This window comes from Pseudoxanthomonas sp. SGNA-20, from assembly GCF_003931635.1.
Classification (GTDB): Bacteria; Pseudomonadota; Gammaproteobacteria; order Xanthomonadales; family Xanthomonadaceae; genus Pseudoxanthomonas.
In genome coordinates this window covers 1-26587 of the sequence record NZ_RRYK01000007.1, presented here as the reverse complement: position 1 = coordinate 26587, position 26587 = coordinate 1, and the positions used below count along the sequence as shown (strand labels likewise).

Here is a 26587-nt window from a genome sequence, read left to right as displayed (position 1 = left end):
GGTTCGTAAAGTCACTGGGAACCATCGCCCCGCCGTGCCGCCTTCAGCGCCGCGGCCACAGCCGGGGTCACGAAGCCCGAGACGTCTCCGCCCAGACGGGCGATCTCGCGCACCAGCGACGAGGAAATGAAGCTGTATTGCTCGGCCGGGGTCAGGAACAGGGTCTCGACCTCCGGGATCAGGTGGCGGTTCATGCTCGCCATCTGGAATTCGTACTCGAAGTCCGACACCGCGCGCAGGCCGCGCAGGAGCACGCCGGCGCCGACCTCGCGCACGAAGTGCGCCAGCAGGGTGTCGAAGCCGCGCACCTCCACGTTGGGGTGCCGCGCCAGCGCCTCGCGCGCCAGCCCCACCCGCAGCTCCAGCGGCAGGGTCGGGCCCTTGGCCTGGCTTTCGGCCACGCCGACGATGACTTTCTCGAACAGCGGCGCGGCGCGGTCGACCAGGTCGATGTGGCCGTTGGTGATCGGATCGAAGGTGCCGGGATAGACGGCAATGCGGCGATGGGCCACGGTTCGGGTCGTCTTCAGGGGGCCGGATTGGCGCCGCCGAGTGTATCAGCGCCCCCGGCGCCTCGGCCACGATACAGCGCCGCGCGGGCCTGCGAGGTGCGCAGCTCGCGGTGCAGGTGCCAGCCCGGCGGTGGCGCCGGTTCGCTGCCCGCGGGGCTTTCCACGTAGAGCCATGCATCCGGCGCCATCAGCGGGGGCAGCACGCGCAACACGGCGTCCCACAGGCCGGCCGAAAACGGCGGGTCGACGAACACGATGTCCACCGGGCCGGCGCCGGCCGCATCGGTGGACCCCAGCCACTGCAGGGCATCGGCCTCGACCACCCGTGCCTGCGCCCCAAGCCGCGCGACGTTCGCGCGCAGCGCGGCCGCGGCGCCGCGGTCGCGCTCCACCAGCACCGCGCTGGAGGCGCCACGCGAGAGCGCCTCCAGTCCCAGTGCGCCGCTGCCGGCGAACAGGTCCAGCACCCGCGCACCGGGCAGCGCCGGCATCAGCCAGTTGAACAGGGTCTCGCGGACGCGATCGGAGGTCGGACGCAGGCCGGCGACGTCGGCCACCGGCAGGCGCGTGCCGCGCCAGCGGCCGCCGATGATCCGCACCACCCCGGGAGCGGCGGCGGCACGGGTACCCGGACGCGGCGGCATGCGGCGGCTCATGGACGGGGCCGGCGGCGGCCGGTTTCAGAAGCTGTGACGGGTTGCGGTGCTAGCATGTGCGCCATTCTCCGATATCCCTGCGAAATGGTCAGTTTCTTCCGCCGAAAGAAGCCCGAAAGCGCCCCTGCCACGCCATCCGGAAGCCGCTTCAGCGCCGAAGAGCTCGCCGCCGCGTTCCCCCAGGCCCCGAACGCCGCCACTCCGGCAGCCCCCGCCGAGGTCCCGGCACCCGTGCCCGCCGCGCCGGAGGCGACCGGCGGCGATGCCGTCGACCCGGCGGCTGGCGCCACCCCGGTGGACCCTGCAGTGGTGGAACAGGCGCCGGCCGGCGAGGCCGTCGTGGTGCCCGCCGAAGCCGGCACGCCGGTGGACGGCGGCGCCGCCGTGCAGCCGGCGGCCGCGCCCGGGCGCATGGGTTGGCGCGAGCGCCTGCGCAACAGCGCCTTTGCGCGCAGCATCGGCGGCCTGTTCTCGCGCAACCCGAAGCTCGACGACGACCTGCTGGACGAGATCGAGACCGCCCTGCTCACCGCCGACGTCGGCGTCACCGCCACCACCGCACTGGTGGAGGGGCTGCGCAAGCGCATGAAGGCGCGTGAGTTCGCCGACTCGGCCGCGCTGCTGGCGGCGCTGCGCGCCGAGCTGGTGGCGATGCTGAAGCCGGTGTCGGTGCCGCTGCAGATCGACCCGGCCACCCGCCCGTTCGTGCTGCTGACCGTGGGCGTCAATGGCGTGGGCAAGACCACCACCATCGGCAAGCTCGCCCGCCGCTTCAAGGACGAAGGCCGCAGCCTGATGCTGGCTGCCGGCGACACCTTCCGCGCCGCGGCCGTGGCCCAGCTGCAGGCCTGGGGCGAGCGCAACGGCGTGACCGTGATCGCGCAAGGCCAGAACGCCGATGCCGCCTCGGTGGCCTACGACGCACTGCAGGCGGCGAAGGCGCGCGGCACCCAGGTGCTGATCGCCGATACCGCCGGCCGCCTGCACACCCAGGTCGGACTGATGAACGAGCTAGGCAAGATCAAGCGCGTGCTGCAGAAGCTGGACCCGGCCGCGCCGCACGAGGTGCTGATGGTGATCGACGGCACCACCGGCCAGAACGCGCTCAACCAGCTGCGCCAGTTCAATGCCGCCGTCGGCGTGACCGGCCTGGTGGTGACCAAGCTCGACGGCACCGCCAAGGGCGGCGTGGTGTTCGCCCTGGCGCGCGAGTTCGGCATCCCGATCCGCTTCGCCGGCATCGGCGAGCGCCCGGAGGACCTGCGCGTGTTCGATCCGGACGCCTTCGTCGACGCGCTGCTGCCCGAGGCGCTGGGCGCCTGAGCCCGCGCATGCACGCTGCGACCACGAGCGCGGGACGGGCGCCTGCCTGCCCCGCCGTGCGCGCCATCGCGCAGGAGCCGCGCCGTGGCCGCTGAGACGCCCGACCGCTTCGTCGCACCGCTGCTGGCCTGGTTCGACCGCCACGGCCGCCACGACCTGCCCTGGCAGCACCCGCGCACGCCCTACCGGGTGTGGCTGTCGGAAATCATGCTGCAGCAGACCCAGGTGGCCACGGTCATCCCGTACTTCCTGCGCTTCGTCGACAGCTTCCCCACCCTGCCCGACCTGGCCGCCGCCTCCACCGACCAGGTGATGGCGCACTGGGCCGGCCTGGGCTACTACGCCCGCGCCCGCAACCTGCACGCAGCCGCGCAGCGTTGCGTCGAACTGCATGGCGGCGACCTGCCGCGCGACTTCGAGGCCCTGCTGGCCCTGCCCGGGATCGGCCGCAGCACCGCCGGCGCGATCCTGGCCCAGGCCTGGGGCGATCCGTTCCCGATCCTGGACGGCAACGTCAAGCGCGTGCTGGCGCGCTGGCACGGCATCCACGGCTGGCCCGGCACGCCGGCGGTGGAGAAACGGATGTGGGCGCTGGCCGCCGACCACGTGCGCCACGTCCCGGCCGGACGCATGGCCGACTACACCCAGGCGCAGATGGATTTCGGCGCCACCCAGTGCACCCGCGCCGCTCCGGCCTGCCTGGCCTGTCCGCTGGCCGGCGGCTGCACCGCCCTGCGCGAAGGCCTGGTCGACGCCCTGCCCACCCCGCGCCCGGGCAAGACCCTGCCCGAACGCGAGGCAATCGCCCTGCTGCTGGAGGATGCCGAGGGCCGCCTGCTGCTGCAGCGGCGCCCGTCCACCGGGATCTGGGCCTCGCTGTGGACCCTGCCGCAGGCGGAAACCGAGGCCGAGCTGCGCGAATGGTTCGGGCGCGAGCTGGACGGCGACTTTGACGCCGCCGAGGCCCTGCCGGCCATCGTCCACACCTTCAGCCACTACCGCCTGCACCTGCAGCCGATGCGCCTGCGCAAGGTCGCCCCGCGCGCCCGCGTGGGCGACAATGAGGCCCAGCGCTGGGTGGCGTGGGCGGAACTGGCCGGACTCGGCCTGCCCGCGCCCATCCGCAAGCTGCTCGACTCACTCTGAAGCGACCAACGCCCATGTCCCGCACGATCTTCTGCCAGTACGAACAACGCGAGGCCGAGGGCCTGGATTTCATCCCCTGGCCTGGCGAGCTGGGCAAGCGCATCCACGCCCACATCGGCAAGAACGCCTGGAACGCCTGGCTGGCGCACCAGACCATGCTGATCAACGAGAACCGGCTGTCGCCGCGCGACCCGCAGCACCGCGCCTTCCTCGAGCAGCAGATGGAGAAGTTCCTGTTCGGTGGCGATGCCGAGAAGCCGGCCGGCTACGTGCCGCCTTCGGCAGGCTGAGCGCCCGCTCCGCGTCGCGCGGGGCCATGCGGCGACACAAACAAAAACCGCGCCCTGGCGGCGCGGATCCTGTTAATGCCCCGGCCCGGCGTCCTGCCGGTGGCCTGGTCCTTGCAGAGCGGTCATCCTGTCCTTCGCATGCCGTAACTGCCGGGGCACGCGAAGGATGCCAAATCCGGCAAAGCCTGTAAGTCGGGAAACCTTGCGTCGTGGGGTAGGAAAAAACCTACACGCGCGGCAACGCGCTCGGCATTCCAGGGTACCGGGCGGTACGGACGGGCGCCATCTGCAGCCCGCGGACCCGATGCTCGCGCGCAGCCCATGAAGAATGCGTCGGCAACCGCGGGCACATGCGTGGCCGTCGGTGGACAGTCCGCTTACCGGGATAGCGACGCGCGGAGCGATTCCTTTAACCGCGGCGCGAGGCGTGCGTGGCGGCCGGGCCATCGGCGCGGCCTGGCGGAAGCCGGAAACAGAAAACGGACCCGAAGGTCCGTTTGCGGCGAAGCCCATGCAGGCTTCCGAAGGATGGTGGCCGGGGAGGGAATCGAACCCCCGACACGGGGATTTTCAATCCCCTTCTGCGCCACTTAGAAATGTGCGGCTTTGTGCCAATTTGTATAGCCGGATCGACCGTAACTGGCTGTTACGTAGGATTTTTCCTATTGCGCACACGGGGACAGGCTGGTAGCGTTCCGCACAACCCGTCAACACTCAGGCTATGCCAAACGCTATGCCAAGCAATTTGGACAAGCGCCGCAGGTTGGATCAGGCAGGGCTAACCGCCCTCCTTTCTGAGCCCCTTCCCCCTGTCGGAAAAACCAGAACGGTCTTCGATTCGGAGATTCCCTCTTTCGCGGTGCGCATCAGCCCCCAGGGGGCCGCCACGTTCTGCATGGTCTACAGCCATAGCGGGCAGATCCGGCGGTTCACCATTGGGCGCTTCCGAACCCCTGACTCGGCCAAGCAGACCTCCGGGCGTGGCTTAACCGCAGCGGACGCGCGCCGGAAGGCCATCGTCCTTCGCAGCCGGATCGAGGAAGGCGAAGACATCGCCGCCGAGAAGGCAGCCGCCAAGGCTGAGGAGAAGGCCGCTAGGGCCGCTCTGGCAGCCAAGGCCGAGCAGGACCGCCGCAAGACCCAATTCACCCTCCAGGCGCTTCTAGATGCCTACGTCGATCACCTGCGCAATGCAGGTAAGCCGTCCGCTGACGGCGTGGCACGCACCATCAAGCGCGCCCTCTCGACCCCCTTCCCCAAGCTCGCCAACACCCCCGCCGACGAGGTTTCCGTCGAGGCTGTCATGCCGGTCTTCCACCGTCTGACCAAGGCCGGCAAGTTCCGCGAAGCCGAGAAGCTGCGCGCCTACCTCCGTGCGGCATACACGGCAGCCCGAAAGGCACGGACTGACGCGGCCATGCACGCCTTCACGGGCTTCCAGATCCGCTACAACCCGCTGGACGAACTCTCCGTTACCCGCCCCAAGGAAGCCGCTCAGGAGGCCGCCACGGCGGCCAAGGAGCGCAAGTGGGCACTATCGGAGGCGCAGCTGGCGGCCTACTGGAACCGGATCAGCGCCCTGCCCGCTCCACACGGGGCCATGCTCCGCTTCCACCTCCTGACGGGTGGGCAGCGAGTGGAGCAGCTGTCCAGGCTGACGGCTTCCGACTACGACCCGGACGCCAAGACCGTGACCCTGTATGACACCAAGGGTCGGCGGCAGGTGGCCCATGAGCACATCGTCCCCCTCCTCCCGGAAGCCGAGAAAGCCTTGGCGGACATGCGGGGACCCAATGGGCCGTACCTGTTCACCCTGTCAGGCGGCAAGGAGGGCGCGGTCTATCACACGATCCGGGACGCAATCCTCCAGGTCGCTAAGGACATGGTCGCGGCGGGCGAGATAGACCGGACCTTTACCCCCGGCATCCTGCGCAAGACCGTCGAGACCCGTCTGGCTGCCATTGGCGTACCCAAGGAGATCCGGGGCCGGCTCCAGTCCCACGGCATCGGAGGCGTCCAGGACAAGCACTACGACGCCCACGACTACGACCAGGAAAAGCGCAACGCCCTGCGCAGGCTTCGCCAAATTTGCGAAGGCAAAACGGGCACGGTGGTTCACATGCGCCGCGAGGCGTCTTAAGCGGTGCGACCGGGGAGGCGGAATCTCCCCGGCGCACCTTCCACAAACCTTCGATAGGAGAACGATCATGGCAACCGAAAGTGTAGCAATCGAGGCCTTCGCCGGTTATGAGAGCGGCGTCTTCCTGGGCTGGATCGAGGCCGTAGGCGATGTAATGCTCAACCGCGGGGAGGTGGCAGACTCTGTCACCGCGGAGAACCTTGGCGGACTGCTGATGGCCCTCTCGCGGGCTGCCAATGAGCTGCAGCAGCGCGAGCTTGAACAGGCGCGGGAGCGCCAGCCGCGATAGCCACGAGTACGACAGCCCGCCTTCACGGAGAAAGGAGTCAAGACGTGACCACCGAACACCTTCGCAGTCTTGCAGCAGATCCGCAGCTAATGCCTTACCTCCTGCACGAGACCAGAAAGATGGCGGCGGAGTCGGACTCCGTGACTGAGCTTCGTGGCGCGCTGGAGGCGCTGCAGCTGGCCAAGTCGAACCTTGCCCCATCTGTCCGCTACTTCACCCCTGGGGGCGAGGCAGAGTTGCTGGTAGACCGGACGGGGCTTATGGCCGAACTGGAAGAAGCAGAGCGCATGGTGACGGAGGCTATCGCCCGCCGTTCCAAGGGGGGTGCCTCCTGATGGCGCTTATTACGTGCCATGAGTGCAAGAACAAGCTGAGCAGCGAGGCAGCAACATGCCCAACTTGTGGCGCACCCAATCGCTGGTATGAGAGCCCCTCCAGCCGACTGCTGAAATTAGCCGGCTGGGGGGCACTCGCAGTCGTCGCATTGCTCGCTGGGTTCCTTTTTTGGGGCTATACCCTGTCCTCAACACCAGAGGGTAAGGAGCGTTCCAAGCTTCGCGATGCCATCTGGTACTGCGATAAGGAGTACGACCGAATGGCGAGGAATCCATCCACCACACCGGGCATGCTCGTAATGCACCGTGCCGCTTGCGAGAAGCTCAAAGATGACTTCCGCCAGGAATGGGGACGCGATCCCTAGGGAGCTGAGGCAATGCGATGGCAGCTGACCACATTGGAAGTCCCTCCACAGCCCCTGAGGTTCAAAGTCCCACTTGTCGAGGATTTCGACGAATGGTGCGCGCTATTCAATCAGCACAACCAGGACCCAGAAACCCCCAGCATCCATGACTGGATCGAGAGGCACTCTGCCTACTACGTCGCGCTCCCTTACGCCCGGGAGCAGTACGAAGCGGGACATATGGATGCGGTCCTTTTTGCGCTATCGAGGTGCTATCGCTACGACCTTGAGGTGCCGGATTGGGCTAGGGAAGGCCTCCTTAGAATCACCGACAGCATTGAGCTTTCCCAGGCGCGAGGATGGGATGAGGTATTGGGTCGCCCCATTCCGAAAGGCACGCATATCGCATCGGTCCGAAAGCGCCATCGACTGAGGCCAGCAGTGTTCAACGAGGTGCTGGCCGAGCTTGAGAAGGGATCCCCGATCGACGAGGCCCTCTTTGAGCGGGTGGGCCAGAAGCTCGGCGCCGGGAAGTCCCTCGTCGCGGAGCTTTACTACGAGGAGAAGAAGCGCGCGACAGAGGATTGGCCCGGATTCTTCTAATTCTGAAAACTTGCGGAAATACTCCGCCGCTCGCCGCTGACAACCTGATCGCACCCGCCACACATTGGCGCATTGGTGCGAAGAATGGATAGCAACAACACTCCCGCCCTTGAAAGGCACTACACCAGCCGAGAGGCCGCCAAGCTCATCGGCTTCACCACCTCCAGCCTGCGCAACATGCGGCTGGTCAACAAAGGCCCCCGGTGGATCGTGACCGCAGACGGCACGATCCGCTACCCGGAGAGCGCACTGCGCGACTACCTCAACGGGGTGGCGGCATGAGCGCCCCCTGTAGGTTCCACGAGCTGCCCGAGTTCAGCCTTGATCGGATGCAGGCCGAGCTGGATGCCGGTTTCCGCGACGAACTCTTGGCGCGACGCGACCGCCTGCGGCATCAGCTGAGGCCCAAAGCCCTGGCGAACCTGCACCTCGCTCAGACAACACTTGAAGACCTGGACGTTGTCATCCAGCGGCTGGAGTTTCTGCTGGCGTCTGAGGGAGGTGCCGCATGAGCACCATCCATCAACTGCGCGCCCTTTACCGCCCCTCTGCTGAGGCCCAAGCCGCCGCCCTGCCGGACATGGGCGACGGGCTGGCTGCCCAGCTGGCGAACCTTTCCCGTGATCCGAACCCGGCAGCCTGCGAGGTCATGGCTGCAAACCTTGAGGGTGCCCGGCAAGCGGTCCTGAGGCTACGCGAAGCCTTGATGGCAAGTCCGCCACCGGACGCCGCCTAAGCGCGAAGTACCGCCGCCCTTGGCAGGGCTGGCTCTCCGAAAGCTTCCAGAGCCGCGCGTCGCGTGGCGAGGGGTAAGTGTGGGCATCAATTTCTCACCGCAGATCGAGCGAGCCGTCGAGGCCCTCCAGGGCTGGGACGCGCCCTGCTACAGCTGGTTCCACGTAGATGGGGACTGGCACGGCGGGAGGCTGGGTGATGACGACCCAAGCGACCGCGATCCCGGCGCAACGCAGGCTCAGAACGGCCTCAAGGTCCGTTGGCGCGGCAGCGTGGAGGAACAAGCCGGCGTAAAGGTCGAGGGAGCAGCCGTCGGGGAGTTTCACCGCTGGTCATGCCTCAAGGGGGGCATCGTTTACATGCCCTCTTGGCGGCCCGCGATGGACGCGGCAATGGCGCTCTCGCTTATGACAATCCCCCGCCAGGAACGAAAGCCGAAGCGAGACGCAAACGGACGTGCGCTAGCCCATTGCGAGCCGAACCACCGGCATCTGCATCCCAACCTGCTGATGCTCTTTGCCCGGGAGGACGTGCCCCGCTGGCGGATCGTGAAACCGCAGCTCATGCAGGAATGGGACGGACACCCGGCGGTGCTGGATCACGCAATGGCATCCCTGATGCGACCACTGAGGCGGACCCGCGTAAGTGCGCACGAGCTGGCTCTGATGATCGGGATCCGCAAGAGGACTTACCTGGAACAGAGGAGATGCGCGGAAGCGCTGATCCTCGAACACCTGGAGATCGCAGCGCGCGAGTTTCTCTATGCGCTCGGGAACCAGAGTTTCCCTGAGAAAGCCCTAAATATTGAGGGAAACGGAATATCGCTGCCTTGCGCAGCGTGACCGCTTCACACCCTTGGCAGGGTGCTCAACTTCCAACGCGTAAGGCGCGTTGCGACACAGAATTCGACCGGGCCGTCCGCCTCCGGTCAATCGCGGGTCCCCTGCGTCAACGGAGACAGCCCTGCCACGCCTGTCCGCGTCAAAGACAACCGCTGGCCCCCCGGTCAAAGGGGGCCGTCCTTTCCGTGGCAGGAAACCCGATGCACTCCCACACCCATTCCCGAGAGAGCGCCGCCGCCCGTGTGTCCGCTCCTCTTTCCCTCGACGCCTTCCTCGCGCCATTGCGGAAGGTGCGCCGGCTTGGCGCAGACAAGGCTATCGCCTGCTGCCCCGCCCATGAGGACAAGTCCCCGTCACTCTCTGTTACGCAAGCGGGAGACCGGATCCTCCTGAAGTGCTTTGGCGGTTGCCGCACAGAGGACGTGCTGGCAGCGATGGGCCTGACCTGGGCCGATGTCATGCCCCCGCGCAACATGCCCGAGACCCCGGAGGAACGCCGCAAGGTTCGCCAGCTGATGCGCGAAGCGAACTGGGCCGCCGCGCTGGAGGTGTTGGCGCTGGAGTCCAAGATTGTGCTGCTTGCCGGGCAGACGTATGCGCCGCTGAAGCTGTTAGCTGAGGACGATCAAGCGCGACTTGAAAAGGCGGTTCATCTGATTGACGGCGCAGCCGCTGTTTTCTGCGAGGGAAGGAAATGGAGGCCGCATGGGCATTGAGGCCACAGCGCAGGCAGAGCTGGAGCGCCGCTGCCTGCGTTTCATCCCTGCCGGGCAGTTCCTCGGTCCGATCACCCCGCCCGATTGGGTTCTGGATGGGGTGGCCGAATCGGACAACCTCTCTGTCCTGTTTGGCGATCCGGGCACCGGCAAGTCTTTCCTGGCGATGGACTGGGCGGCGTGTGTTGCGACGGGAACACCCTGGCACGGTCGCCGGGTCAAAGCCGGGCCGGTCCTCTACATCAATGGCGAGGGCCGGAACGGCATCAATCGCCGCTTTACGGCTTGGGGCCTCTCGCACGGGTTGGACCTGCGGAAGTTCCCCCTGTTCCTCTCCAGTACCACCACCGCCCTGACAGATGAGACGGGGCGCGTGGAGCTGGAGGCGGTCATCTCGGACTTCATGGCCGATCACGGCCCGCCGGTCATGGTTGTGGTGGACACCCTCTCCCGCAACTTTGGCCCCGGAGACGAGAACAGCACTCAGGAGATGACCCGGGCAGTTGCGGCATTGGACGCGATCAAGGACATGACCCGTGCGTGGGTGCTTGTGGTGCACCACTCCAGCCACGCCGACAAGGGCCGAGGTCGCGGATCAATCGCCCTTCCGGCTGCAGCGGACTCGGTCTACCGCCTCACCAAGGTGGACGAGGCTGCCCGGCTGGACTGCACCAAGATCAAGGACGGCGTGATGCCTGATCCGGTCGGGCTAAAGCTCCAGGACGTTGGCTTGGACACCTACGACGCACAGGGCCGGGAGATTTGCTCTGCCGTCCTGGTGCCGATAGACCCGCCCCAGGCGAACCGGACCAAGCCCAAGGGAAAGAACCAGCTGATCGCCCTGGATCACCTACGGGAGCTGGAAGCCATGCACGGCGAGGTCCAACTGGATCTATGGAAGGCAATGCTGACCGACGAGGGACTCAACAGGAACCGAGTCCACGAGGTCATCCAGTCGCTGGAGGCTTGCGGCGCTATCAAGCTCTGCAATGGGCTTGTGTCCGAGGTCCGATAGCCCACGCAAGCGTCCGTCCGATCCGCCGGTGTATAGAACACCGGACGGACGGACGACGGCTCGGACTTGCCAGTTCGGACGTTTCGGATGCGTTTCGGACGTAGTTCGGACAGGGAATCGGACGGGGGGAGTGAAGCACTCGCCGTATTCCGTAAGTCATTGATTCATATAGGCGCGACTCGATCACGGGGATTCGCTATCCCCGATGATCGCCTCAAATATACGCGTAAGTCATTGATTCCATTGGATCAATGACGCGACCCAATGAAACCAGAACCGCTTGTCCTAGCGCTTGGACGAGCCATTAGCGCGTGCGCGACCTGCACGCAGGAGACCCGATGCACACCCCCACTAAGGAATCCCCGTCCGCTTTCATGCGGGCAGTACCCGACGGCACCCAGGACGGAATCGACCTGACCAACGGAGCGGAGCTGCCCAACAAGCTCAGCCTCATGTTCGGGCGCTGGCTGGACCAACCGCAGTTCGACGGCGACGGCGCACCCATGGACCTGACGGGTCTGGATGACGACGAGGACCTGGGCGCGCTCCGCCAGCTCCACGAGCTGAGCCTGACCCGCTACCGGGACATAACCCGTGTCCTGGCGCAGGTGCGCGACGACCCCGACCCCAGCCTCAACAAAGACGCCCGCCTCAAGCTGGCAGCCAAGGTCATCCAGCCCAAGCTCGACGAGATCGGGGAGACCGCCGCGCGGGAGCTTGCCCGAACGGAAGCCGCTATCGAGGCGGAGATGGACGCCGTAGCCGCAGAGGTGCGCCGTGCCCCGCCCGACGAGCTGGCAGTCCACCCGGACGTGCGCGCCCACTTCAAGGCCCTTGATGAGCGCGAGCGTGGCAAGCAGCTGGACCAGGCCATCGCCACCGGGGACCGCGTGACCCTGCAGGCCCTCACCGCAGGCCCGGCATACCTCGGAGGCCTCACGGCAGCCCAGCACGAGCGCGCCCGCTATGCCCTCGCCCGTCTGGTGTCCCCGGATCGCGTGCGCCGTGTGGAGGCGCTCAGGGCCGGCCAGAAGGTCGCCAGAGGAGCGGTCCACCGGCTGCAGAAGCAGGCCGCCAAGTTCATTGACTTCAACCGTGCCCGGGAACTCCTGGCCCACGACGCAAGGCGTCAGGCGCAGCTGTCCGAGGGCTAAGGAATCCAGATGACCCTTTCCATTGCCAGCCTCGGCATCAAAGTCACCACCGATGGCGTCCAGCAGGCCGCGTCTGACTTGGACAAGCTGGGCAAGTCCAGCACCACCGCAGCCAGCACCGTCGGCAAGGTTGCCCCCCAGATGGAGCGAGCCGCCCTCTCGGCCAAGCAGCTCCTCCAGCAGTTCACCGCTACGTCCGGGTCCACCGGCATCGTGGGCGACCTGATCGGCCTGTTCCGTGGCGGCTGGGGCTATGCGGACGGCGGCTACACCGGCAACGGCGGCAAGTACCAGCCAGCCGGCGTGGTGCACAAGGGCGAGGTTGTCTGGTCGCAGAGCGACGTGGCACGTGCCGGCGGTGTTGGCGTCGTGGAAGCCATGCGACGCGGCCTGAGGGGTTACGCCAACGGCGGACCGGTCGGCATTCGCGCGCCCACAGCTGGCGGCCCGAGCGTTGAGATCAACATCGAGAACAAGAGCGGCACGCGCATGGAAGCGCAGACCTCGGATCTCCGGTTCGACGGCAAGAAGTGGGTGACGAGCATCGTCCTGGAAGCCATCGGCAGCGGTCAGGCGGATTCAGTCGCCGGGCAGCGTTGGGGCGTGCGGCCCAGGGGATACGCCAATGGCTAAAGGAGAAGCTCATGCCTGCCTGTAGAACCTGCACCCATCCGGAGCGGGAACGGATCGAGTTCGCCATCGCCAATTGCATTAAGGGCCAGCACGGAGCGATGTCGGGGATTGCCGCCAAGTACGGCATCCCCCGCGCCTCCCTGGAGCGCCACCGGGACCGGCACATGACGCAGGACCAGATGGCCCGACTCCGGTTCAACGCACCCGATGCGACGGACCAGAAGATCGAGGATGTCATTCGCCAGGAAGGCGAGAACGCGATCCTCGGCCTTCGGGCGCAGCGCGAGCGGCTCCTACTCCTCCTGGACGAGCTTGAGAAGTCCGGGAGCCATGACAAGTGCGTCCCGGTGCACCGGGAGCTGCGCGGCGTCTACGAGCTTCTGGCGAAGTACGCGGGCATGGTCCCGGGCCGGAAGACCGTCACCAATAACAACCTGCTGCTTGGCGACATCACCACGTTTATGGATTTGGTGACTGAGGTCCTCAAGCCCTTCCCCGAAGCCCGCAAGGCGGTCGCGGCGGCGTTCGCCTCGCAGCAGGTCCTGGAGCATAAGCCTGATGACGACGAGTGACAGGGTCCGCCGCGCGATCTCCTGGCGGCTGGACCCGGTGCTAATGATGCGGGATGCCGGTTTCGAGCCGGACCCGCACCAGATCGAGCTTCTGGAGTGCGAGGACCCGCAGACCCTAGTGGTATGGCCCCGACAGTCCGGCAAGTCGCAGACCTGCGCAGTAAAGCTGCTGCATGGCTCCTGCTTCGACCCGGGAGACACGGTGATCCTTGCCGGCGAGAAGCAACAGCAGGCGCAGGAAGTCTTTGAGAAGGCCTACGCCATGCACTCGGAGCTTTCCAAGATTGGCGACCTGCCCAACGTGACCCGGTCGGGCGATGAGCTGATCTTTAGCAACGGGTCTCGCATCCTCGCCAAGCCCTCGACCGTGGAATCCGTCCGCGGCTACTCCGCCAAGCGGGCCTTGATCGACGAGGCGGCGTTCACCGGGGATGACACGCTGGCGAAGATCGCACCGATGCTCTCGGCCACTAACGGCCAGCTCATTTGCGCCTCCACGCCCAACGGTGCACGCGGGTGGTTCCACGACGCATGGCACCACGGCGGAGACGCATGGCGTCGCCTCACGGTGTCCGTCGACAAGCTGCCCCGGCTTTCCCAGCGCGAGCTGGCCCGCCAGCGAACCCTGCTTACGGATATCCAGTTCCGACAGGAGTTCCTCCTGGAGTGGCTGGACGCGGAACAACAGTTCTTCCCGACGGAGGTGATTCTGGCCGCGAGGCGTCCGGACATCGTGCCCCTGTTCAAGCGATTGAAGGAGGCCGCGTGAGCCTGATTGAATTCAAACACGACTTCTTTGCAGGGATCGACGTGGGCCAGGTCAATGACTGGACCGCCATCTCTGTAATAGAGCGCATTAGGGCCGTGCCCCGTCCGGACGTGCATCGGACGGTGGTGGAGGAAGCCCGGCAGGAAGCCCGTGCGACTCCGACCCGCCTGGACCTTGTCCACCTGCAACGTATCCCGCTGGGCACGTACTACCCCAAGCAGGTGGAGATCATCGCCAACCTGCTACAGCAGCCGATCCTCTCCGGCGTCACGTCTTACATGGACATCACCGGCGTGGGCCGTGGCCCCTTCGACATGCTCAAGGCGGCGAAGGTCCGGAACCTCCACGGCGTGATGATTACCGGATCGCGCGGCGAGGCTAAACAACAGCCCTACGGTTGGAGCGTCGGCAAGGCCGAGCTGGTCAACCGGGTGCAGATCGAGATGCAGACCGGACGCCTTGGCTTCGCCCAGGAGCTGGAGCTGGCCGACACGCTGGAGCGCGAGCTGATGGAGTTCCGCGTCCAGATCAATTCGCACGGAAACCAAGAGTTCAAGGCCCGCGAGGGTCAGAACGATGACCTCGTGTTGTCCGTGTCCTACGCCGTGTTCGGTGCCCTGCGCCCGATCCCGGTGCATTCAATGGATATGAGGTTCGTCGCATGAACCTGGAAGCAAAGGTAGCCGAGGCCCTGGAGGCGTTCGGCCTGACAGATCAGTCCGCGAAGGTGGACTTCTTCCGCGTGGAGTTCGGAAACGAGCAGGTCACGCTGGAAATCAAAATCAGCAAGGGGCTTTGGAATACTAGCGATGACCACTGATTACACACATCCGGACTACGACAAGTTCAAGCCGCTCTGGGATAAGGTCCGCGATGCGTGCGCTGGAGAGGACGAGGTCAAGGCCAAGGGCAAGACCTACCTCCCCGACCCTGACGAGACGGGCGAGGATGCCCCGCGACGTTATGAGGCGTACAAGCGCCGGGCGACCTATCTGAACGCTACGGGCCGCACCCTGGAGGGCCTGATCGGCGTGGCTTACGCCAACTGGCCCCAGATCGAGTGCAAGTATCCGATCCTGCTGGAGGATGCCGACGGCTCCGGCGTGGGCCTCATCGGGCAGAGTCAGGCGGTCCTGTCTGACGTACTGCAGACCGCCCGAGCGGGCCTGCTGGCGGACTGGACCCGAGGGGATGGCATCCGCCGCAGCCGAACCGTGGCCGAGCTGGAGCGCCTCGGAAGGCGTCCGTTCGTGGCCGCCTACAAAGCGGAGCAGATCCTGACGTGGGAGCGCCAGGGAACGGCCCTCACCCGCGTTGTGCTGGCGGAACAGGAGGAGTCCCACGAGGACGGCAAGGTGGTCTTCTACCCCCGCCTGCGCGAGCTGCTGCTGACGGCCAAGGGCTACACGATCCAAGTGTGGGTGAAGTACACCTCGGCCCAGTACACCCTGAAAGACACAATCGAGGTCGGGCTGCCGTATATCCCCTTCACCTTCGTGGGCGCTGTCAGCAACGACGCCAATCCCGGCAAGCCCCCGCTGCTGGACTTGGCGAACCTCAACTTCGCCCATTACCGGAACAGCGCGGACTATGAGGAAAGCGCCTTCCTGATGGGGCAGCCGCAGCTGGTGATTAGCGGTGTCACGGACGAATGGAAGGAGCAGACCGGCCCCGTTACGTTCGGCTCCCGCAAGGCCCTCGTCCTGCCCGTCGGTGGCTCTGCCACCCTCCTCCAGGCCGAGGCAAACACCCTCGCCAAGGAAGCCATGGCGGACAAGGAACGACTCATGGCAATGCTGGGTGCCCGACTGGTCGCGCCGGGTGAAGCGCCCAAGACCGCCGCACAGAGCAATGCAGAAACCAAGGCCGCGTACAGCGTCCTATCCCTGGCTTGCGACAACGTCAGCGAGGCTTACACCCGCGTCCTGCGCTGGCTGGAGACCTGGGGCACCAACGGGCAGTCCAAGGCGTCCTTTGCCATCGACACCCGCTTTAACGACCTGAGCCTCGACGCCAACGCCATCCGGGAGACCGTTGCGGCTTGGCAGGCGGGCATCATCCCGCAGTCCGACGCCTGGGCCGTCCTCCGCCGCTTGGGGGTTATCGACCAGGGCAAGACCGACGAGCAGCTGGCCGGGGAGATCGAGGCGCAAGGTCCCGGCCTGAACCTGGACGAGGTGGCCTGAGATGGCCGCCCGTCCCGACCTGACGGATGACGCCATCCGATTGCAGGTGCTGCTGGAGCGGGTAAAGGCGGGGGAGGACCGGCTGATCGACCAGTTCCTCCGAGAAGTGGCTGAGGAGCTGACCCGACGGCTCCGGAGCGCCAATCTGACGCCTGCCCAGACTGCCCGCCTGGAGTCCCTGCTGGCTGAGGTAGATGCCGCCTTACGCGGCCTGTATGGCGGCTACGTGGCCGGCCTGCAGCAGCGCGCGCTGGGTACTGCCGAGGTGCTGACCGAGGCCGAGATTCGCGCTCTGGCGCTTCAGGGCGTCGAGGCGAGCACTCCCACCGCTGCGGCCCTCCGGGCGGCTGTTACGGCTGCCCCGCTGGGTCTGCGGGGTGCGGGTGGCGGCCTGCTGCTGGAGCCGTTCCTACGCGGCTGGGCTGAGGCTGACATTGCCCGGGTACTGGGAGTGGTCCGCCGGGGCTACTTCGAGGGCCGGACCACGGAACAGGTGGTGCGGGACGTGATCGGCACCAAGGCGGCCCGATACCAGGACGGCATTGTGGCGGTCAGCCGACGGACGGCCCGGACGGTCGCGCATACTGCGCTCCAGCACACTGCGAGCGTGGCCCGTATGGACTGGTTCAAGGGGAACGAGGACATCATCACCGGGTATCGGTGGGTCTCGACCCTCGACGGGCGAACCACAGAGACCTGCCGCGCGCTGGATGGCCGTGTCTTCAAGGTTGGCGAAGGCCCGCTTCCGCCCCTGCATCCCAACTGCCGGTCCACCATCGTCCCGGTCACTAAGACATGGCGAGAGCTGGGGATCGACGCACCCGAGATGCCGGTAGGGACCCGGGCCTCGATGAATGGGCAGGTTCCAGCGGACCTCACCTACTACCAGTGGCTCAAGCTGCAGCCGCCGGGCTTCGTGGAGGACGTGCTGGGACCGACCAAGGCGGCCCTGTTCCTGCGAGGCGGGCTGACCCCGGAGGAGTTCGCCCGCCTGCAGCTAAACCGGACCTTCCAGCCCCTTACCCTTGAGGAGCTGCGCCAGAAGGTGCCGAAGGCGTTTGATAGGGCGGGGGTATGACGCGAGGGGGCTGCGGCGGGCCAGAAATCTCGCTAATTGCGCGGGCGAAGCAGTAAGGGATGACCGCTACGCCAACTGCAATGGCCGCAAAAGCTGCCTCTTGCGGAGCGCCATTGGCCGTCGCTACGCCAAGAACCAAGATTAGGCCTGCCAAGACGCAGGACAGCATGGCGATGACCCAAAAGAACGTCCTCATGTCTCTCTCCGTAGTCCAGGCTAGGCCCAGTAAATTCGCTGGGCCAGTTGAGGTTCCCGTATAGGCGCGCGTTACTTCTCGGTCTTCGTGGTGACGACGGCAAGCACAGCGGCAATTACGGCGACCAACACGAATGGAAGCGCGCCCATGACTCGCCCTATTGCTCCTGGCGGCGCCTGGAACAACGCGAAAAAGCAGCCGACGACGGACAGCAAGATTACGCCCCAGCAGACCCTATTCAGCAGCGGCATGTGACCCCCATTCAGTGACCCCGACGCCAATCGGTCGCAACGTCTGCGACTCCCCCGCCGCATCGTTACCCCATGGACGACCAAACGCAACCGCCCGACGCATCCCACCCCTTCGGCCACCTATGCCTGCGAGACACTCGCTCCCAAAAGGAGCGGATGATCGCGGAGTTCAATGAGCGCCAGAGGCGTCGGGGCAGTAGGAAACGCTGGCACGACTACTACCCGGAAGATGCCGCGAATGATGACCAGCAGCGCCCCCATCCCTGAGGGCGCCCGTGCGGCTGGATGGCACAGCAGGCCAAGGAAGTGCAGCCCAGGGGGATGGCTGCTGGCCTACGCGCACCGCACGTTGCTGGCAAAGCGGAAGATGCCTCGACGTTTTGGCTGAGGCAGTCAGGGATCTTTGGCACTTCGTGTAGGGAAAGCCCGACGGCTATTCCAACGCTATGCCAAGGCCTGAAACGAAAAACGAGCCTTTCGGCCCGTTGTCGTGAAAACCTAGCGTTTTCAATTACTTAGATGGTGGCCGGGGAGGGAATCGAACCCCCGACACGGGGATTTTCAATCCCCTGCTCTACCAACTGAGCTACCCGGCCATCTGCGCTGCGGCTTGGCCGCTGCGAGGGGCGGCATCATAACGGGCCTTTCGCGATCCGACAAGCATCCCGTTCGATGAACGTGCATCGGCCCCGCCCTTGCCGCATCCGCGGCCTGCGCCATGATGGGGTTACGTCCACTTGCGGAGCTTGCAATGAAACGGAAACGGACATGCCTTGCGGCCCTGCTGGCCACGGCCCCGCTTTCCGCCTGCGCCGGCACCCCGCGCATGAGCGACGCCGAACGCCTGCAACTGCACCGTTCGCACGCGGGCGAGCCGGTGCCCGGCTTCCACCTGCCCGGCCAGCTCAACGGCTGGACCGCGCTGGGCGACGAGGCGCTGGTGGTCTGGACCCGGCCGCGCGAGGCCTGGCTGCTGGAGCTGGCCGGCCCGTGCAACGACCTGCGCCATGCCACCGCGTTGTCCCTCACCAGCACCGGCTCGCGCGTGCAGGCGCGCTTCGACAGTGTCCTGCCGCTGGGCCCGATGGTCGGCCAGGTGGGCCGGGTCCCGTGCCGGATCGAAACCATCCGCCCGCTGGACACCGCCGCGCTCCGGCAGGCCGGGGACGCCCTGCGCGAGGCGCGGATCGAGGCGCGGGACTAGCGCCACCAGGATGGCGGCGCGTGGCCGCTTTTCCTATACGCCGCCTCGCCGATCCCTGATTGCCAGGCCCACGGCGAGGCGGCAAAGTGCGCCGGTGCAGGGGACGGCAAGACCGCGGGGAGCGGAGGGGGCCCTGTCGCATGGACTGCAGACGACTGACCGTTCAGAAGGACCATAGGGGGTGCGTCCTGTTCGACGGCGACCACCCCATTACTTCCTTTCCATCCATCGGCAAGGCGCTGGAACTGGCGCGCACCCTCGCCGTGGCCCACCACCTGCGCGCCGGGCCTCCGCTGGTAGTGGAGGTCCGCCACTACGGCCGGCACCCGCGGCGGGTCCGCCTCGACTGAGGCCAGCGCATCCGCCCGGGAGGGCAGCGCGGCGCCCTGCGCCACGGCCTGCGCGCACCTGCCCGCGCAGGGCTTCGCCGACGCCGGCCCGGGCCGGCGTGCCCCCGGCAACCACCACGGCATGGGGACGTGCGCCCACGCGCCCGGCAGCGGCGCCGAATGCGCCGCGCGAGGCACCTCCGCGCCCGGCAGCGCAACAACGGCCTCTTGCGGCGTCGGTGCTAGCATCCGGCCCAGCCGCGCCCCAGGAGACCGCATGCGCTTCCTCGTCCTGACCACGCTGCTGCTGTGCGCCGGCCTGGTGCCCACCCTGGCCCAGGAACGTCCACGGGTGGTGCCGGTCGAGACCCTGGACCTGACCCGCTACGCCGGCCACTGGCACGAGATCGCGCGCTTGCCGGTCTCGCACCAGCGCCGCTGTGCCAGCGACGCCACCGCGCACTACACCCTGCGCAGCGATGGCCGCATCGGCGTGCGCAACGCCTGCCGCACCCGGGAAGGCGAATACCTGGCGGCCGATGGCGTGGCGCGCCAGGTCGAGGGCCACCCGGCACGGCTGCAGGTGCGCTTCGCCCCGGACTGGCTGGGCTGGCTGCCGCTGGTCTGGGCCGACTACTGGGTGCTGGCGCTGGATCCGGACTACCAGTGGGCGATGGTCGGTGAGCCCGGGCGCAGGTACCTGTGGATCCTGGCGCGGGAGCCGTCGATGGACGCGATGCTGTTCGCGCGGCTGAAGGCGGCGGCCGAACGGATGGGCTACGACCTCTCCGAGCTGCTGGTGGCCGCGCCGCTGCATGGCGGCCAGGCCCCGGGGGACAGCGAAGACGATGCGCAAACCCCGTAATATCAGCCGCCCACACGATGGAGGCGGCATGAATTTCCCGCGACGGTTCCTTCCGGTCCTTGCCCTGGCCTTGGCCATGGCCCTGCTCGCCGGCTGCGGCGGCAAGGTCAAGCGCGTGTCCGCGCCGGCCGCCTCGATCCAGCAGCTGACGGTGGAGAGCGACGGCAGCTGGACCGTGGACCTGCGCCTGCACAACTACAGCAGCATGTCCATGCGCTTCGAGCGGGTTTCGCTGGCGGTCAGCGTGGACGAGCACGAGGCCGGCACCCTCGAGGCCACGCCCGCCATCTCCATCGGCCCCTCCGCCGCGGACACGGTGCGCGCCACCCTGCGCCCGCAACCGATGGCGCGCCTGGCGGTGGCCGATGCGCTGGCCGGGCGCCGCGCCCTGTCCTACCGCCTGCAGGGCAATGTCAGCGCCACGCCCGAGGAGGCCAGCAAGCCGCGCAGCTTCGAGCTGGATGCGCGCAGTTCGCTCAATCCCGCGCCCGGCCTGCAGGGCGTGCTGCGCTGAGGGCTTGACCCCGACCGTCATCTTTCGGGTATAAGCTGGAACCCGATGGAGACGGATACGGCGATGCTTGATCCGATCTTCGCCGGGACCCCGGTACCGGCGGACGCGTCCCCTTCGCTCCGCGGCCTGGCCAACGCGCCGCGCGTGCTCTCGCTGGACGCCCACGGCCGGGCCATGGACTGGATCCACTGGCAGGACGCGACCTGCCTCTACGCACGCGGCGCGGTCGCCTGGACCCTGGGCCAGCCGTGCATGCGCGTGCACGGCGGCGTCAACCGCGACACCGGCAGCCGCAGCGTGATCGAGCTGCACCCGATCATCGCCACCCGCGGCCATGCCCGGGCGCGAGCGCTGGATCCCACCCCGGCGCTGTCCAACGCCGCCCTGTTCGCGCGCGATTCCTACCTGTGCCTGTACTGCGGCCAGCAGTTCCCGCGGCCGCAGCTGACCCGCGACCACGTCATCCCCCTTTCGCGCGGCGGGCTGGACATCTGGGAGAACGTGGTCAGCGCCTGCTTCCAGTGCAACTCGCGCAAGGGCAACCGCACTCCGCACCAGGCCAACATGCCGCTGCTGGCCGTGCCCTACCGCCCGAGCTGGATCGAGCACCTGATCCTGTCCAACCGCAACATCCTGGCCGACCAGATGGCCTTCCTGCGCGCGCAGCTGCCGCGCCGTTCGCGGCGTCCGGTCTAGTCCCGCCCGGACCACCACCGGGGGCCGCGGCGCAAGCCTTGCTTGCCCCGTCACGTCCCCGGGGAGGAAAATGGGCCACCGTACGGTTTTCCGGCCCCGATGATCGACTCCCAACGCTACCCGCGCCTCGCGCGCATCGACTCGCCCGCGGACCTGCGCCGCTTCGACGAGGCCGAGCTGCCGGCAGTCGCCCAGGAACTGCGCGCCTACCTGATCGAGTCGGTCGGCCGCAGCGGCGGCCACTTCGGCGCCGGCCTGGGCGTGGTCGAGCTGACCGTGGCCCTGCACTACCTGTACCAGACGCCGGTGGACCAGCTGGTGTGGGACGTGGGCCACCAGACCTATCCGCACAAGATCCTCACCGGCCGCCGCGACCGCATCCACACGGTCAAGCAGAAGGACGGCATCGCGCCGTTCCCCAAGCGCGAGGAAAGCGAGTACGACACCTTCGGCGTCGGCCATTCCTCCACCTCGATCTCCGCCGCCCTGGGCATGGCCATCGCCCTGCAGCAGGCCGGCGACGACCGCAAGGTGGTGGCGGTGATCGGCGACGGCGCGATGACTGCCGGCATGGCCTACGAGGCCCTCAACCACGCCGGCGGCATGGACGAGGAGCCGAACCTGCTGGTGATCCTCAACGACAACCGCATGTCGATCTCCGAGGCGGTGGGCGGCTTGACCAAGATGCTGGGCCGGATGACCGGCAGCGCCACCTTCAACCGGATCCGCGAGGGCGGCAAGAAGCTGCTGGGCGACAAGAACAAGCCGCCGGCGCGCTTCGTCAAGCGCTGGGAAGAGCACTGGAAGGGCATGTTCGTGCCCTCCACCCTGTTCGAGGAAATGGGCTTCCACTACACCGGCCCGATCGACGGCCACGACCTGCCCACCCTGCTCGGCGCGCTGCGCACGCTCAAGACCCTCAAGGGCCCGCAGCTGCTGCACGTGATCACCACCAAGGGCAAGGGCTACGAGCTGGCCGAGGGCGACCAGATCGGCTACCACGCGGTCGGCCCGTTCGACCCGGCCAAGGGCCTGGTCGCCAAGCCCGGCGCGAAGAAGCCCACCTACACCGACGTCTTCAGCGACTGGCTGTGCGACATGGCCGCCGCCGAGCCGCGGCTGATGGGCATCACCCCGGCCATGCGCGAGGGCTCGGGCCTGGTGCGCTTCTCGAAGGAATACCCGCAGCGCTACTTCGACGTGGCCATCGCCGAGCAGCACGCGGTGACCCTGGCCGCCGGCATGGCCACCCAGGGCGCCAAGCCGGTGGTGGCGATCTACTCCACCTTCCTGCAGCGCGCCTACGACCAGCTGGTGCACGACGTGGCCACCCAGAACCTGGACGTGCTGTTCGCGATCGACCGGGGCGGCGTGGTCGGGCCCGACGGCGCCACCCACGCCGGCAACCTGGACCTCAGCTACCTGCGCTGCGTGCCGAACATGGTGGTCATGGCCCCGGCCGACGAGAACGAGTGCCGGCAGATGCTCACCACCGGCCTGCGCCACCCCGGCCCGGCCGCGGTGCGCTACCCGCGCGGCACCGGCCCCGGGGTGGCGGTGGAGCCGGCCCTGGAGACCCTGCCGATCGGCCGCGGCCAGCTGCGCCGCAAGGGCAAGAAGGTGGCCTTGCTGGCGTTCGGCGCCACCGTGCCGGCCGCCGAGGAGGTGGCCGCGGAGCTGGACCTGACCGTGGCCAACATGCGCTTCATCAAGCCGCTGGACCGCGACCTGGTGCTGGAACTGGCGCGCAGCCACGACGGCCTGGTGACGATCGAGGACAACGTGGTCGCCGGCGGCGCCGGCTCGGCCGTGGCCGAGCTGCTCAACGCCGAAGGCATCGCCATGGCGGTGCTGCAGCTGGGCCTGCCGGACGCGTTCCAGCACCACGCCAGCCGCGAGGACCTGCTGGCCGAGGCCGGCATCGACGCCGCCGGCATCCGCGCCTCGGTGCTGCGCCGTTGGCCGCAGCTGGCCGCGGGCGCGGGCATCCTGCCGCTGGCAGCGGGCGGCTGATCCCGGAAGGGGCCCCGCCCCCCTGGCCTTCCCGATGCCGGTCGGGTGCCGACGACGGCCGCGAAAGCGGCCGTTGCCGTATCAGCGGGTGGCCGCAGCCTCCGGCGCCTCTTCCGACGGCGATTCCCCGTCACCCTCCACCAGCTCGTCCGGCGCCTGGATGCGGTAGCCCTTCGCGGCAAGCGCTGCCAGATAGCCCTCGCGGTCGTACAGCAGGGTGTCGATGCTCATCGTGGCGAACGAGACCCTGTGCCCGGCCAGCGCCTTCTCCACCGCGGCCAGCCAGCGCTCGCGGATCCGGGCCTCGATGTCGGTGAAACCACGCTTGCGCGCGGCCTCGGCCTGCACCCAGGCATCCATGCAGTCGGCCAGCTGCCGGCGGTTGCGCGGCATCGCCCGCAGCGCGGCCACGTCACCCACCGCCCAGGCGTTGGCACGCGCCGCGATCCGCGGCAGGTCCTGCTCGATCACGTCGAGCGTGGCGGCAAAGCACTCCAGGTCCTGCGGCTTGAGCGCCTCGCCGCGGAAGTCGGCCAGGGCCTGGCGCGGGTCCTCGATCTTCAGCTCGAGCACGGTCGAGCTGGACTCCAGGCCGCGCGCCTTCAACTCCTTGGCCAGCACCGGGCCCACCACACCACCCTGGCGCAGCCGGCTGTGGTCCAGCGCGGCCTTGTAGAGCTCATATACGGCAATCAGCGGGCGCTTCTTCTCCACCCCGCGGTCGCGCCCCATGTACTGCTGCTTCAATGGCAACCAGCGCGCGTACAGCTCCGGCGGCAGCACCTTGTCGAGCGTGGCGCCGCCGGGATTGCGCATCGCCTTCATCGCCGATGGCACCAGGGTGAGGCCGCGGAAGAAACCGACATCGGCGTCGACCGACAGGCCCGGCGAGCCCAGCACCGCGCCGGCTTCGTCCAGTACCTCGCGCACCTCGCGCGCGTCCCAGTCGATGTCGCGCGGCAGCGGCGACTGCGTACCGAGGATGTAGAGCACATGGTCGTCCTTGCTGACCCGCCACAGCCCCGGACCGGGCTGGACACCGGCGACCAGCACCGGAGCCATGTCCACCACCTCCCCGTCGCCATCCAGCGGCACGGGTGGTTCGGCCTGCGCCATCGCCGCGCCGGGCACCGCCCCCAGCAGGAATGACATCCACCAGCCCAGCATGCATCGCATCCGAATCCCTCCATGGTTGAACTTCGAAAACCCGCCCGGCCGCGGCCATGCGCCATGCCGGGATACCGTCCACGCCGCCCAGCAGCACTTGAGTCACGCACCGGCACCCACGCTCATGCGCGGTCGGCCCTCGCGGCGGCCGCCGCGGTCGGCGCCCAACCACCGACATGGAGGATCGATGCAGCAGTCCGTCGCGCAGCTGCCCGCACAGAACCGCCTGCCCAGGCGCTGCCTGGCCGCCACGACCGTGGTCGCCGTCGCCGTGGCGCTCACTGGCGCATCAGACCGCAAGGGCAAGGCCGGGTTCACCGGGATCACCGTGGAACGGATCAACATGGTCAACGCCGATGGGTCGCGTACCCTGGTGCCGGCCAACGGCGAGTGCCTGCCGGCCCCGGTAGCCACCGGAGGAAGCCTCCAGCAGGCTGCCACCCGGGCCGGAGCGCGACGCGCTGGCTGCAAAGTGGCGCCAGGCCGGCGGCCACCAGAGCCGACGGCTGTTCGTCGGCCGCACCCCGGGTGACTCTTCCCCGGTGGCCCTTGCCGACAAGCAGGGCCGCCCGCGGATCAGGATGCAACCCGGTCCCGACGCAGCGCCCTCGCTCGAGTTCCTGGACGAGGATGGCAAGGTGCCGCAGGGCTTCCCTGCCACCACAGGGACCGCCCGCGCTCCTGATCGCGCCTGGCCCCCGGCCCCTGCCGTGGCGCGGCGGGGGCCACGACGAAAAGCGGCTGCCGTTACCGGCAGCCGCTTTTCGGGTACCTGAATTTGGTCGGGGTAGCCGGATTCGAACTGGCTACATTCCATTTAAATTCAATTGCTTACGCGAGCGCTCGGTCAGTCCTTACGTAGCACCTCACGCAGCCCACGCAATCAAGGACTTAGCGCCGGCGGAAGCGACGCACCCGTAACTGATTGCCGTGAAGAGACATGTAACTTACATGCTCGTTTTCGGACCTTCAATCGTCTCATCCATTGATGAGATCTCTCGTCTGAGATATCAATGCCTCTGCTAGGATGAACCGACGCGGAACGGGGACCGCACGGATGCACCATTCCAGACGTGGCAAAGGGTTTTGGATCTCTATCTGGCACCTGCTGGGGCATCTGGCTGGCACTGCGTTCATCTTCTCTGTTCTAATGTTGATCTCATGGTCGGTGGGGTATTTCGCGGACCTTCTACACAGCCATCATGAGTTCCCGCCTAGCATCTACTCTGCCGTATTGAAGATCAAACTTGTGGTCTTCTGGTTTGACGTCGCCATTAGCTCAGTCGTTCTGATCTTTGGCGGATGGCGGTTCATTACTGATCTATGGGAGTACTAACAATGCATTCGATAACGTCTCCGTTTGCGGAAGGCTTCCGTGATGCATGGGTGCTTGCCTTTGTGCTGACAGCTGCATTCAGTCGCGGCGTCTATAGAGTTCTCCGCCGCCTCGCCGCTGACTTCGTTCATCATCGACCGCTCCATGTTCGGCCGGAAGATCCGCGCCGAGCGCTCATCAAGTAGGCAAGATCCATCGACCCCAGTGACTTTTCGAATATGTCACTTGGGGCGACGTGGGTCCCCTATTAGTTCGCGGATCCTATGCGTCCTGTATAGGGCACAGATGCTGATGTATGCGAAGCATCCATTTCCGGACGGGAACTAGATCCGAGGTAGAACGCTGGCTGGCGGGCGCGCAGGATCAGATCAGGCATCCGTTACCGATCATCCACCTCCAGGATTTCACCGACCTCATCCTCGTGACTGGCGAGGAAGGCAACTAGGTTTAGCAACGAGATCGCACGAAGTCCGTTGACCTCTGTAGCGTAGTTGCTATCGATTCCATGTAGGACGGCGTGACGATTCAGACCGTCGAACCCTTGAGGAAGCTCGTCTGTATTACGGATGACGACATTCGCTTTCTCATAGAAAGCCGAAATCAAGGCCAGTCGCAGCGTGCCAGTTGCTCGTGCGTTGGGCCGCTCGGCCTTTGAGAAGAGCTTGAGCCCCATGACAT

Annotated in this window: 32 protein-coding genes and 1 tRNA gene; 28 read left to right on the top strand and 5 right to left on the bottom strand. The window is 67.0% G+C overall.

Features of this window, described 5'->3' with window-relative positions:
• Positions 1-11: 11 nt before the first annotated feature.
• Together coaD and rsmD are read right to left on the bottom strand one after the other, a co-directional pair.
• Positions 12-530 carry a pantetheine-phosphate adenylyltransferase gene (coaD, locus tag EIM48_RS12095; RefSeq protein WP_037034931.1) on the bottom strand — a complete coding sequence of 173 codons (519 nt, stop codon included), beginning with the start codon at positions 528-530 and terminating at the stop codon, positions 12-14.
• Complete coding sequence (gene rsmD / locus EIM48_RS12090; RefSeq protein WP_028915308.1) at positions 527-1168, bottom strand: 16S rRNA (guanine(966)-N(2))-methyltransferase RsmD; 642 nt, start codon at positions 1166-1168, stop codon at positions 527-529. Before rsmD ends, coaD begins: the two co-directional genes overlap by 4 nt.
• An 84-nt stretch (positions 1169-1252) precedes the next feature.
• On the opposite strand from rsmD, the gene ftsY reads away from it, so the two are divergent.
• The 21 genes from ftsY to EIM48_RS11985 all read left to right on the top strand — a co-directional run bounded on the left by ftsY (position 1253) and on the right by EIM48_RS11985 (position 17338).
• The gene (gene ftsY, locus EIM48_RS12085) at positions 1253-2491 is read left to right on the top strand and encodes a signal recognition particle-docking protein FtsY (protein WP_125111768.1); all 1239 of its coding nucleotides are present in this window, start codon (positions 1253-1255) and stop codon (positions 2489-2491) included.
• Between the two features lie 84 nt (positions 2492-2575).
• Positions 2576-3637: an A/G-specific adenine glycosylase gene (gene mutY / locus EIM48_RS12080; protein ID WP_019398489.1), complete on the top strand. Its 1062-nt coding sequence runs from the start codon at positions 2576-2578 to the stop codon at positions 3635-3637.
• Between the two features lie 14 nt (positions 3638-3651).
• On the top strand, positions 3652-3927 hold the full coding sequence (locus EIM48_RS12075) for an oxidative damage protection protein (protein ID WP_019398490.1): 276 nt from the start codon (positions 3652-3654) through the stop codon (positions 3925-3927).
• A 745-nt stretch (positions 3928-4672) separates the two neighbouring features.
• Positions 4673-6067: an integrase family protein gene (locus tag EIM48_RS12065; RefSeq protein WP_158675216.1), complete on the top strand. Its 1395-nt coding sequence runs from the start codon at positions 4673-4675 to the stop codon at positions 6065-6067.
• A 67-nt stretch (positions 6068-6134) separates the two neighbouring features.
• Positions 6135-6356 carry a hypothetical protein gene (locus tag EIM48_RS12060; RefSeq protein WP_125111766.1) on the top strand — a complete coding sequence of 74 codons (222 nt, stop codon included), beginning with the start codon at positions 6135-6137 and terminating at the stop codon, positions 6354-6356.
• A 44-nt stretch (positions 6357-6400) separates the two neighbouring features.
• The gene (locus EIM48_RS12055; protein WP_125111765.1) at positions 6401-6691 is read left to right on the top strand and encodes a hypothetical protein; all 291 of its coding nucleotides are present in this window, start codon (positions 6401-6403) and stop codon (positions 6689-6691) included.
• A 377-nt stretch (positions 6692-7068) separates the two neighbouring features.
• Positions 7069-7638: a hypothetical protein gene (locus tag EIM48_RS12050; protein ID WP_125111764.1), complete on the top strand. Its 570-nt coding sequence runs from the start codon at positions 7069-7071 to the stop codon at positions 7636-7638.
• An 84-nt stretch (positions 7639-7722) separates the two neighbouring features.
• A complete protein-coding gene (locus EIM48_RS12045) occupies positions 7723-7920 on the top strand; it encodes a hypothetical protein (RefSeq protein WP_125111763.1) in 198 nt (65 codons plus the stop codon).
• The gene (locus EIM48_RS12040; RefSeq protein ID WP_125111762.1) at positions 7917-8150 is read left to right on the top strand and encodes a hypothetical protein; all 234 of its coding nucleotides are present in this window, start codon (positions 7917-7919) and stop codon (positions 8148-8150) included. The genes EIM48_RS12045 and EIM48_RS12040 overlap by 4 nt, the downstream gene beginning before the upstream one ends.
• Entirely contained in the window at positions 8147-8374 is a 228-nt protein-coding gene (locus tag EIM48_RS12035; RefSeq protein ID WP_125111761.1) for a hypothetical protein, read from the top strand. The genes EIM48_RS12040 and EIM48_RS12035 overlap by 4 nt, the downstream gene beginning before the upstream one ends.
• A gap of 79 nt (positions 8375-8453) precedes the next feature.
• Positions 8454-9215, top strand: coding sequence for a hypothetical protein (locus EIM48_RS12030; protein WP_125111760.1), 762 nt, complete (start codon positions 8454-8456; stop codon positions 9213-9215).
• Between the two features lie 200 nt (positions 9216-9415).
• A complete protein-coding gene (locus tag EIM48_RS12025) occupies positions 9416-9931 on the top strand; it encodes a CHC2 zinc finger domain-containing protein (protein WP_125111759.1) in 516 nt (171 codons plus the stop codon).
• Positions 9921-10946: a helicase RepA family protein gene (locus EIM48_RS12020; protein WP_125111758.1), complete on the top strand. Its 1026-nt coding sequence runs from the start codon at positions 9921-9923 to the stop codon at positions 10944-10946. Before EIM48_RS12025 ends, EIM48_RS12020 begins: the two co-directional genes overlap by 11 nt.
• A 338-nt stretch (positions 10947-11284) precedes the next feature.
• Positions 11285-12100, top strand: a complete 816-nt coding sequence (locus EIM48_RS12015; protein WP_125111757.1) for a hypothetical protein — start codon at positions 11285-11287, stop codon at positions 12098-12100.
• A gap of 9 nt (positions 12101-12109) precedes the next feature.
• The gene (locus EIM48_RS15600; protein WP_125111756.1) at positions 12110-12733 is read left to right on the top strand and encodes a phage tail tape measure protein; all 624 of its coding nucleotides are present in this window, start codon (positions 12110-12112) and stop codon (positions 12731-12733) included.
• Positions 12734-12744: 11 nt separating this feature from the next.
• The gene (locus EIM48_RS12005; RefSeq protein WP_125111755.1) at positions 12745-13305 is read left to right on the top strand and encodes a hypothetical protein; all 561 of its coding nucleotides are present in this window, start codon (positions 12745-12747) and stop codon (positions 13303-13305) included.
• On the top strand, positions 13292-14074 hold the full coding sequence (locus tag EIM48_RS12000) for a terminase family protein (RefSeq protein ID WP_125108275.1): 783 nt from the start codon (positions 13292-13294) through the stop codon (positions 14072-14074). The genes EIM48_RS12005 and EIM48_RS12000 overlap by 14 nt, the downstream gene beginning before the upstream one ends.
• Positions 14071-14739, top strand: coding sequence for a hypothetical protein (locus EIM48_RS11995; RefSeq protein WP_125108276.1), 669 nt, complete (start codon positions 14071-14073; stop codon positions 14737-14739). The genes EIM48_RS12000 and EIM48_RS11995 overlap by 4 nt, the downstream gene beginning before the upstream one ends.
• On the top strand, positions 14736-14894 hold the full coding sequence (locus EIM48_RS15365) for a hypothetical protein (protein WP_158675215.1): 159 nt from the start codon (positions 14736-14738) through the stop codon (positions 14892-14894). Before EIM48_RS11995 ends, EIM48_RS15365 begins: the two co-directional genes overlap by 4 nt.
• Positions 14884-16260 (top strand): DUF4055 domain-containing protein, encoded by a 1377-nt coding sequence (locus EIM48_RS11990; RefSeq protein WP_125111754.1) that lies wholly within the window; start codon positions 14884-14886, stop codon positions 16258-16260. Before EIM48_RS15365 ends, EIM48_RS11990 begins: the two co-directional genes overlap by 11 nt.
• A gap of 1 nt (position 16261) precedes the next feature.
• Positions 16262-17338, top strand: coding sequence for a minor capsid protein (locus tag EIM48_RS11985; RefSeq protein ID WP_125111753.1), 1077 nt, complete (start codon positions 16262-16264; stop codon positions 17336-17338).
• Positions 17339-18305: 967 nt separating this feature from the next.
• Here EIM48_RS11985 and EIM48_RS11975 read toward each other — a convergent pair.
• Positions 18306-18381: transfer RNA gene (locus tag EIM48_RS11975), tRNA-Phe, on the bottom strand.
• Between the two features lie 155 nt (positions 18382-18536).
• Here EIM48_RS11975 and EIM48_RS11970 point away from each other — a divergent pair.
• The 6 genes from EIM48_RS11970 (at position 18537) to dxs (ending at position 23406) form a co-directional block, all read left to right on the top strand.
• Positions 18537-18989, top strand: coding sequence for a DUF6491 family protein (locus EIM48_RS11970; protein WP_125111751.1), 453 nt, complete (start codon positions 18537-18539; stop codon positions 18987-18989).
• Positions 18990-19129: 140 nt separating this feature from the next.
• Positions 19130-19339, top strand: a complete 210-nt coding sequence (locus EIM48_RS11965) for a hypothetical protein (RefSeq protein WP_019398496.1) — start codon at positions 19130-19132, stop codon at positions 19337-19339.
• 256 nt (positions 19340-19595) lie between these two features.
• Entirely contained in the window at positions 19596-20183 is a 588-nt protein-coding gene (locus tag EIM48_RS11960) for a lipocalin family protein (protein ID WP_125111750.1), read from the top strand.
• Positions 20184-20211: 28 nt separating this feature from the next.
• Positions 20212-20697 carry an LEA type 2 family protein gene (locus EIM48_RS11955; protein ID WP_037034935.1) on the top strand — a complete coding sequence of 162 codons (486 nt, stop codon included), beginning with the start codon at positions 20212-20214 and terminating at the stop codon, positions 20695-20697.
• Positions 20698-20742: 45 nt separating this feature from the next.
• Positions 20743-21393: an HNH endonuclease gene (locus EIM48_RS11950; RefSeq protein WP_019398499.1), complete on the top strand. Its 651-nt coding sequence runs from the start codon at positions 20743-20745 to the stop codon at positions 21391-21393.
• A 99-nt stretch (positions 21394-21492) separates the two neighbouring features.
• Positions 21493-23406 (top strand): 1-deoxy-D-xylulose-5-phosphate synthase, encoded by a 1914-nt coding sequence (dxs, locus tag EIM48_RS11945; protein ID WP_019398500.1) that lies wholly within the window; start codon positions 21493-21495, stop codon positions 23404-23406.
• An 81-nt stretch (positions 23407-23487) separates the two neighbouring features.
• Here dxs and EIM48_RS11940 read toward each other — a convergent pair whose 3' ends face one another.
• The gene (locus EIM48_RS11940; RefSeq protein ID WP_199728424.1) at positions 23488-24582 is read right to left on the bottom strand and encodes a TraB/GumN family protein; all 1095 of its coding nucleotides are present in this window, start codon (positions 24580-24582) and stop codon (positions 23488-23490) included.
• A gap of 178 nt (positions 24583-24760) precedes the next feature.
• On the opposite strand from EIM48_RS11940, the gene EIM48_RS11935 reads away from it, so the two are divergent.
• Positions 24761-25105, top strand: coding sequence for a hypothetical protein (locus EIM48_RS11935; RefSeq protein ID WP_125108282.1), 345 nt, complete (start codon positions 24761-24763; stop codon positions 25103-25105).
• Positions 25106-26288: 1183 nt separating this feature from the next.
• Here EIM48_RS11935 and EIM48_RS15360 read toward each other — a convergent pair.
• Positions 26289-26587 (bottom strand): hypothetical protein (locus EIM48_RS15360; protein WP_199728423.1); only part of this gene is annotated, 299 nt, incomplete at its 5' end.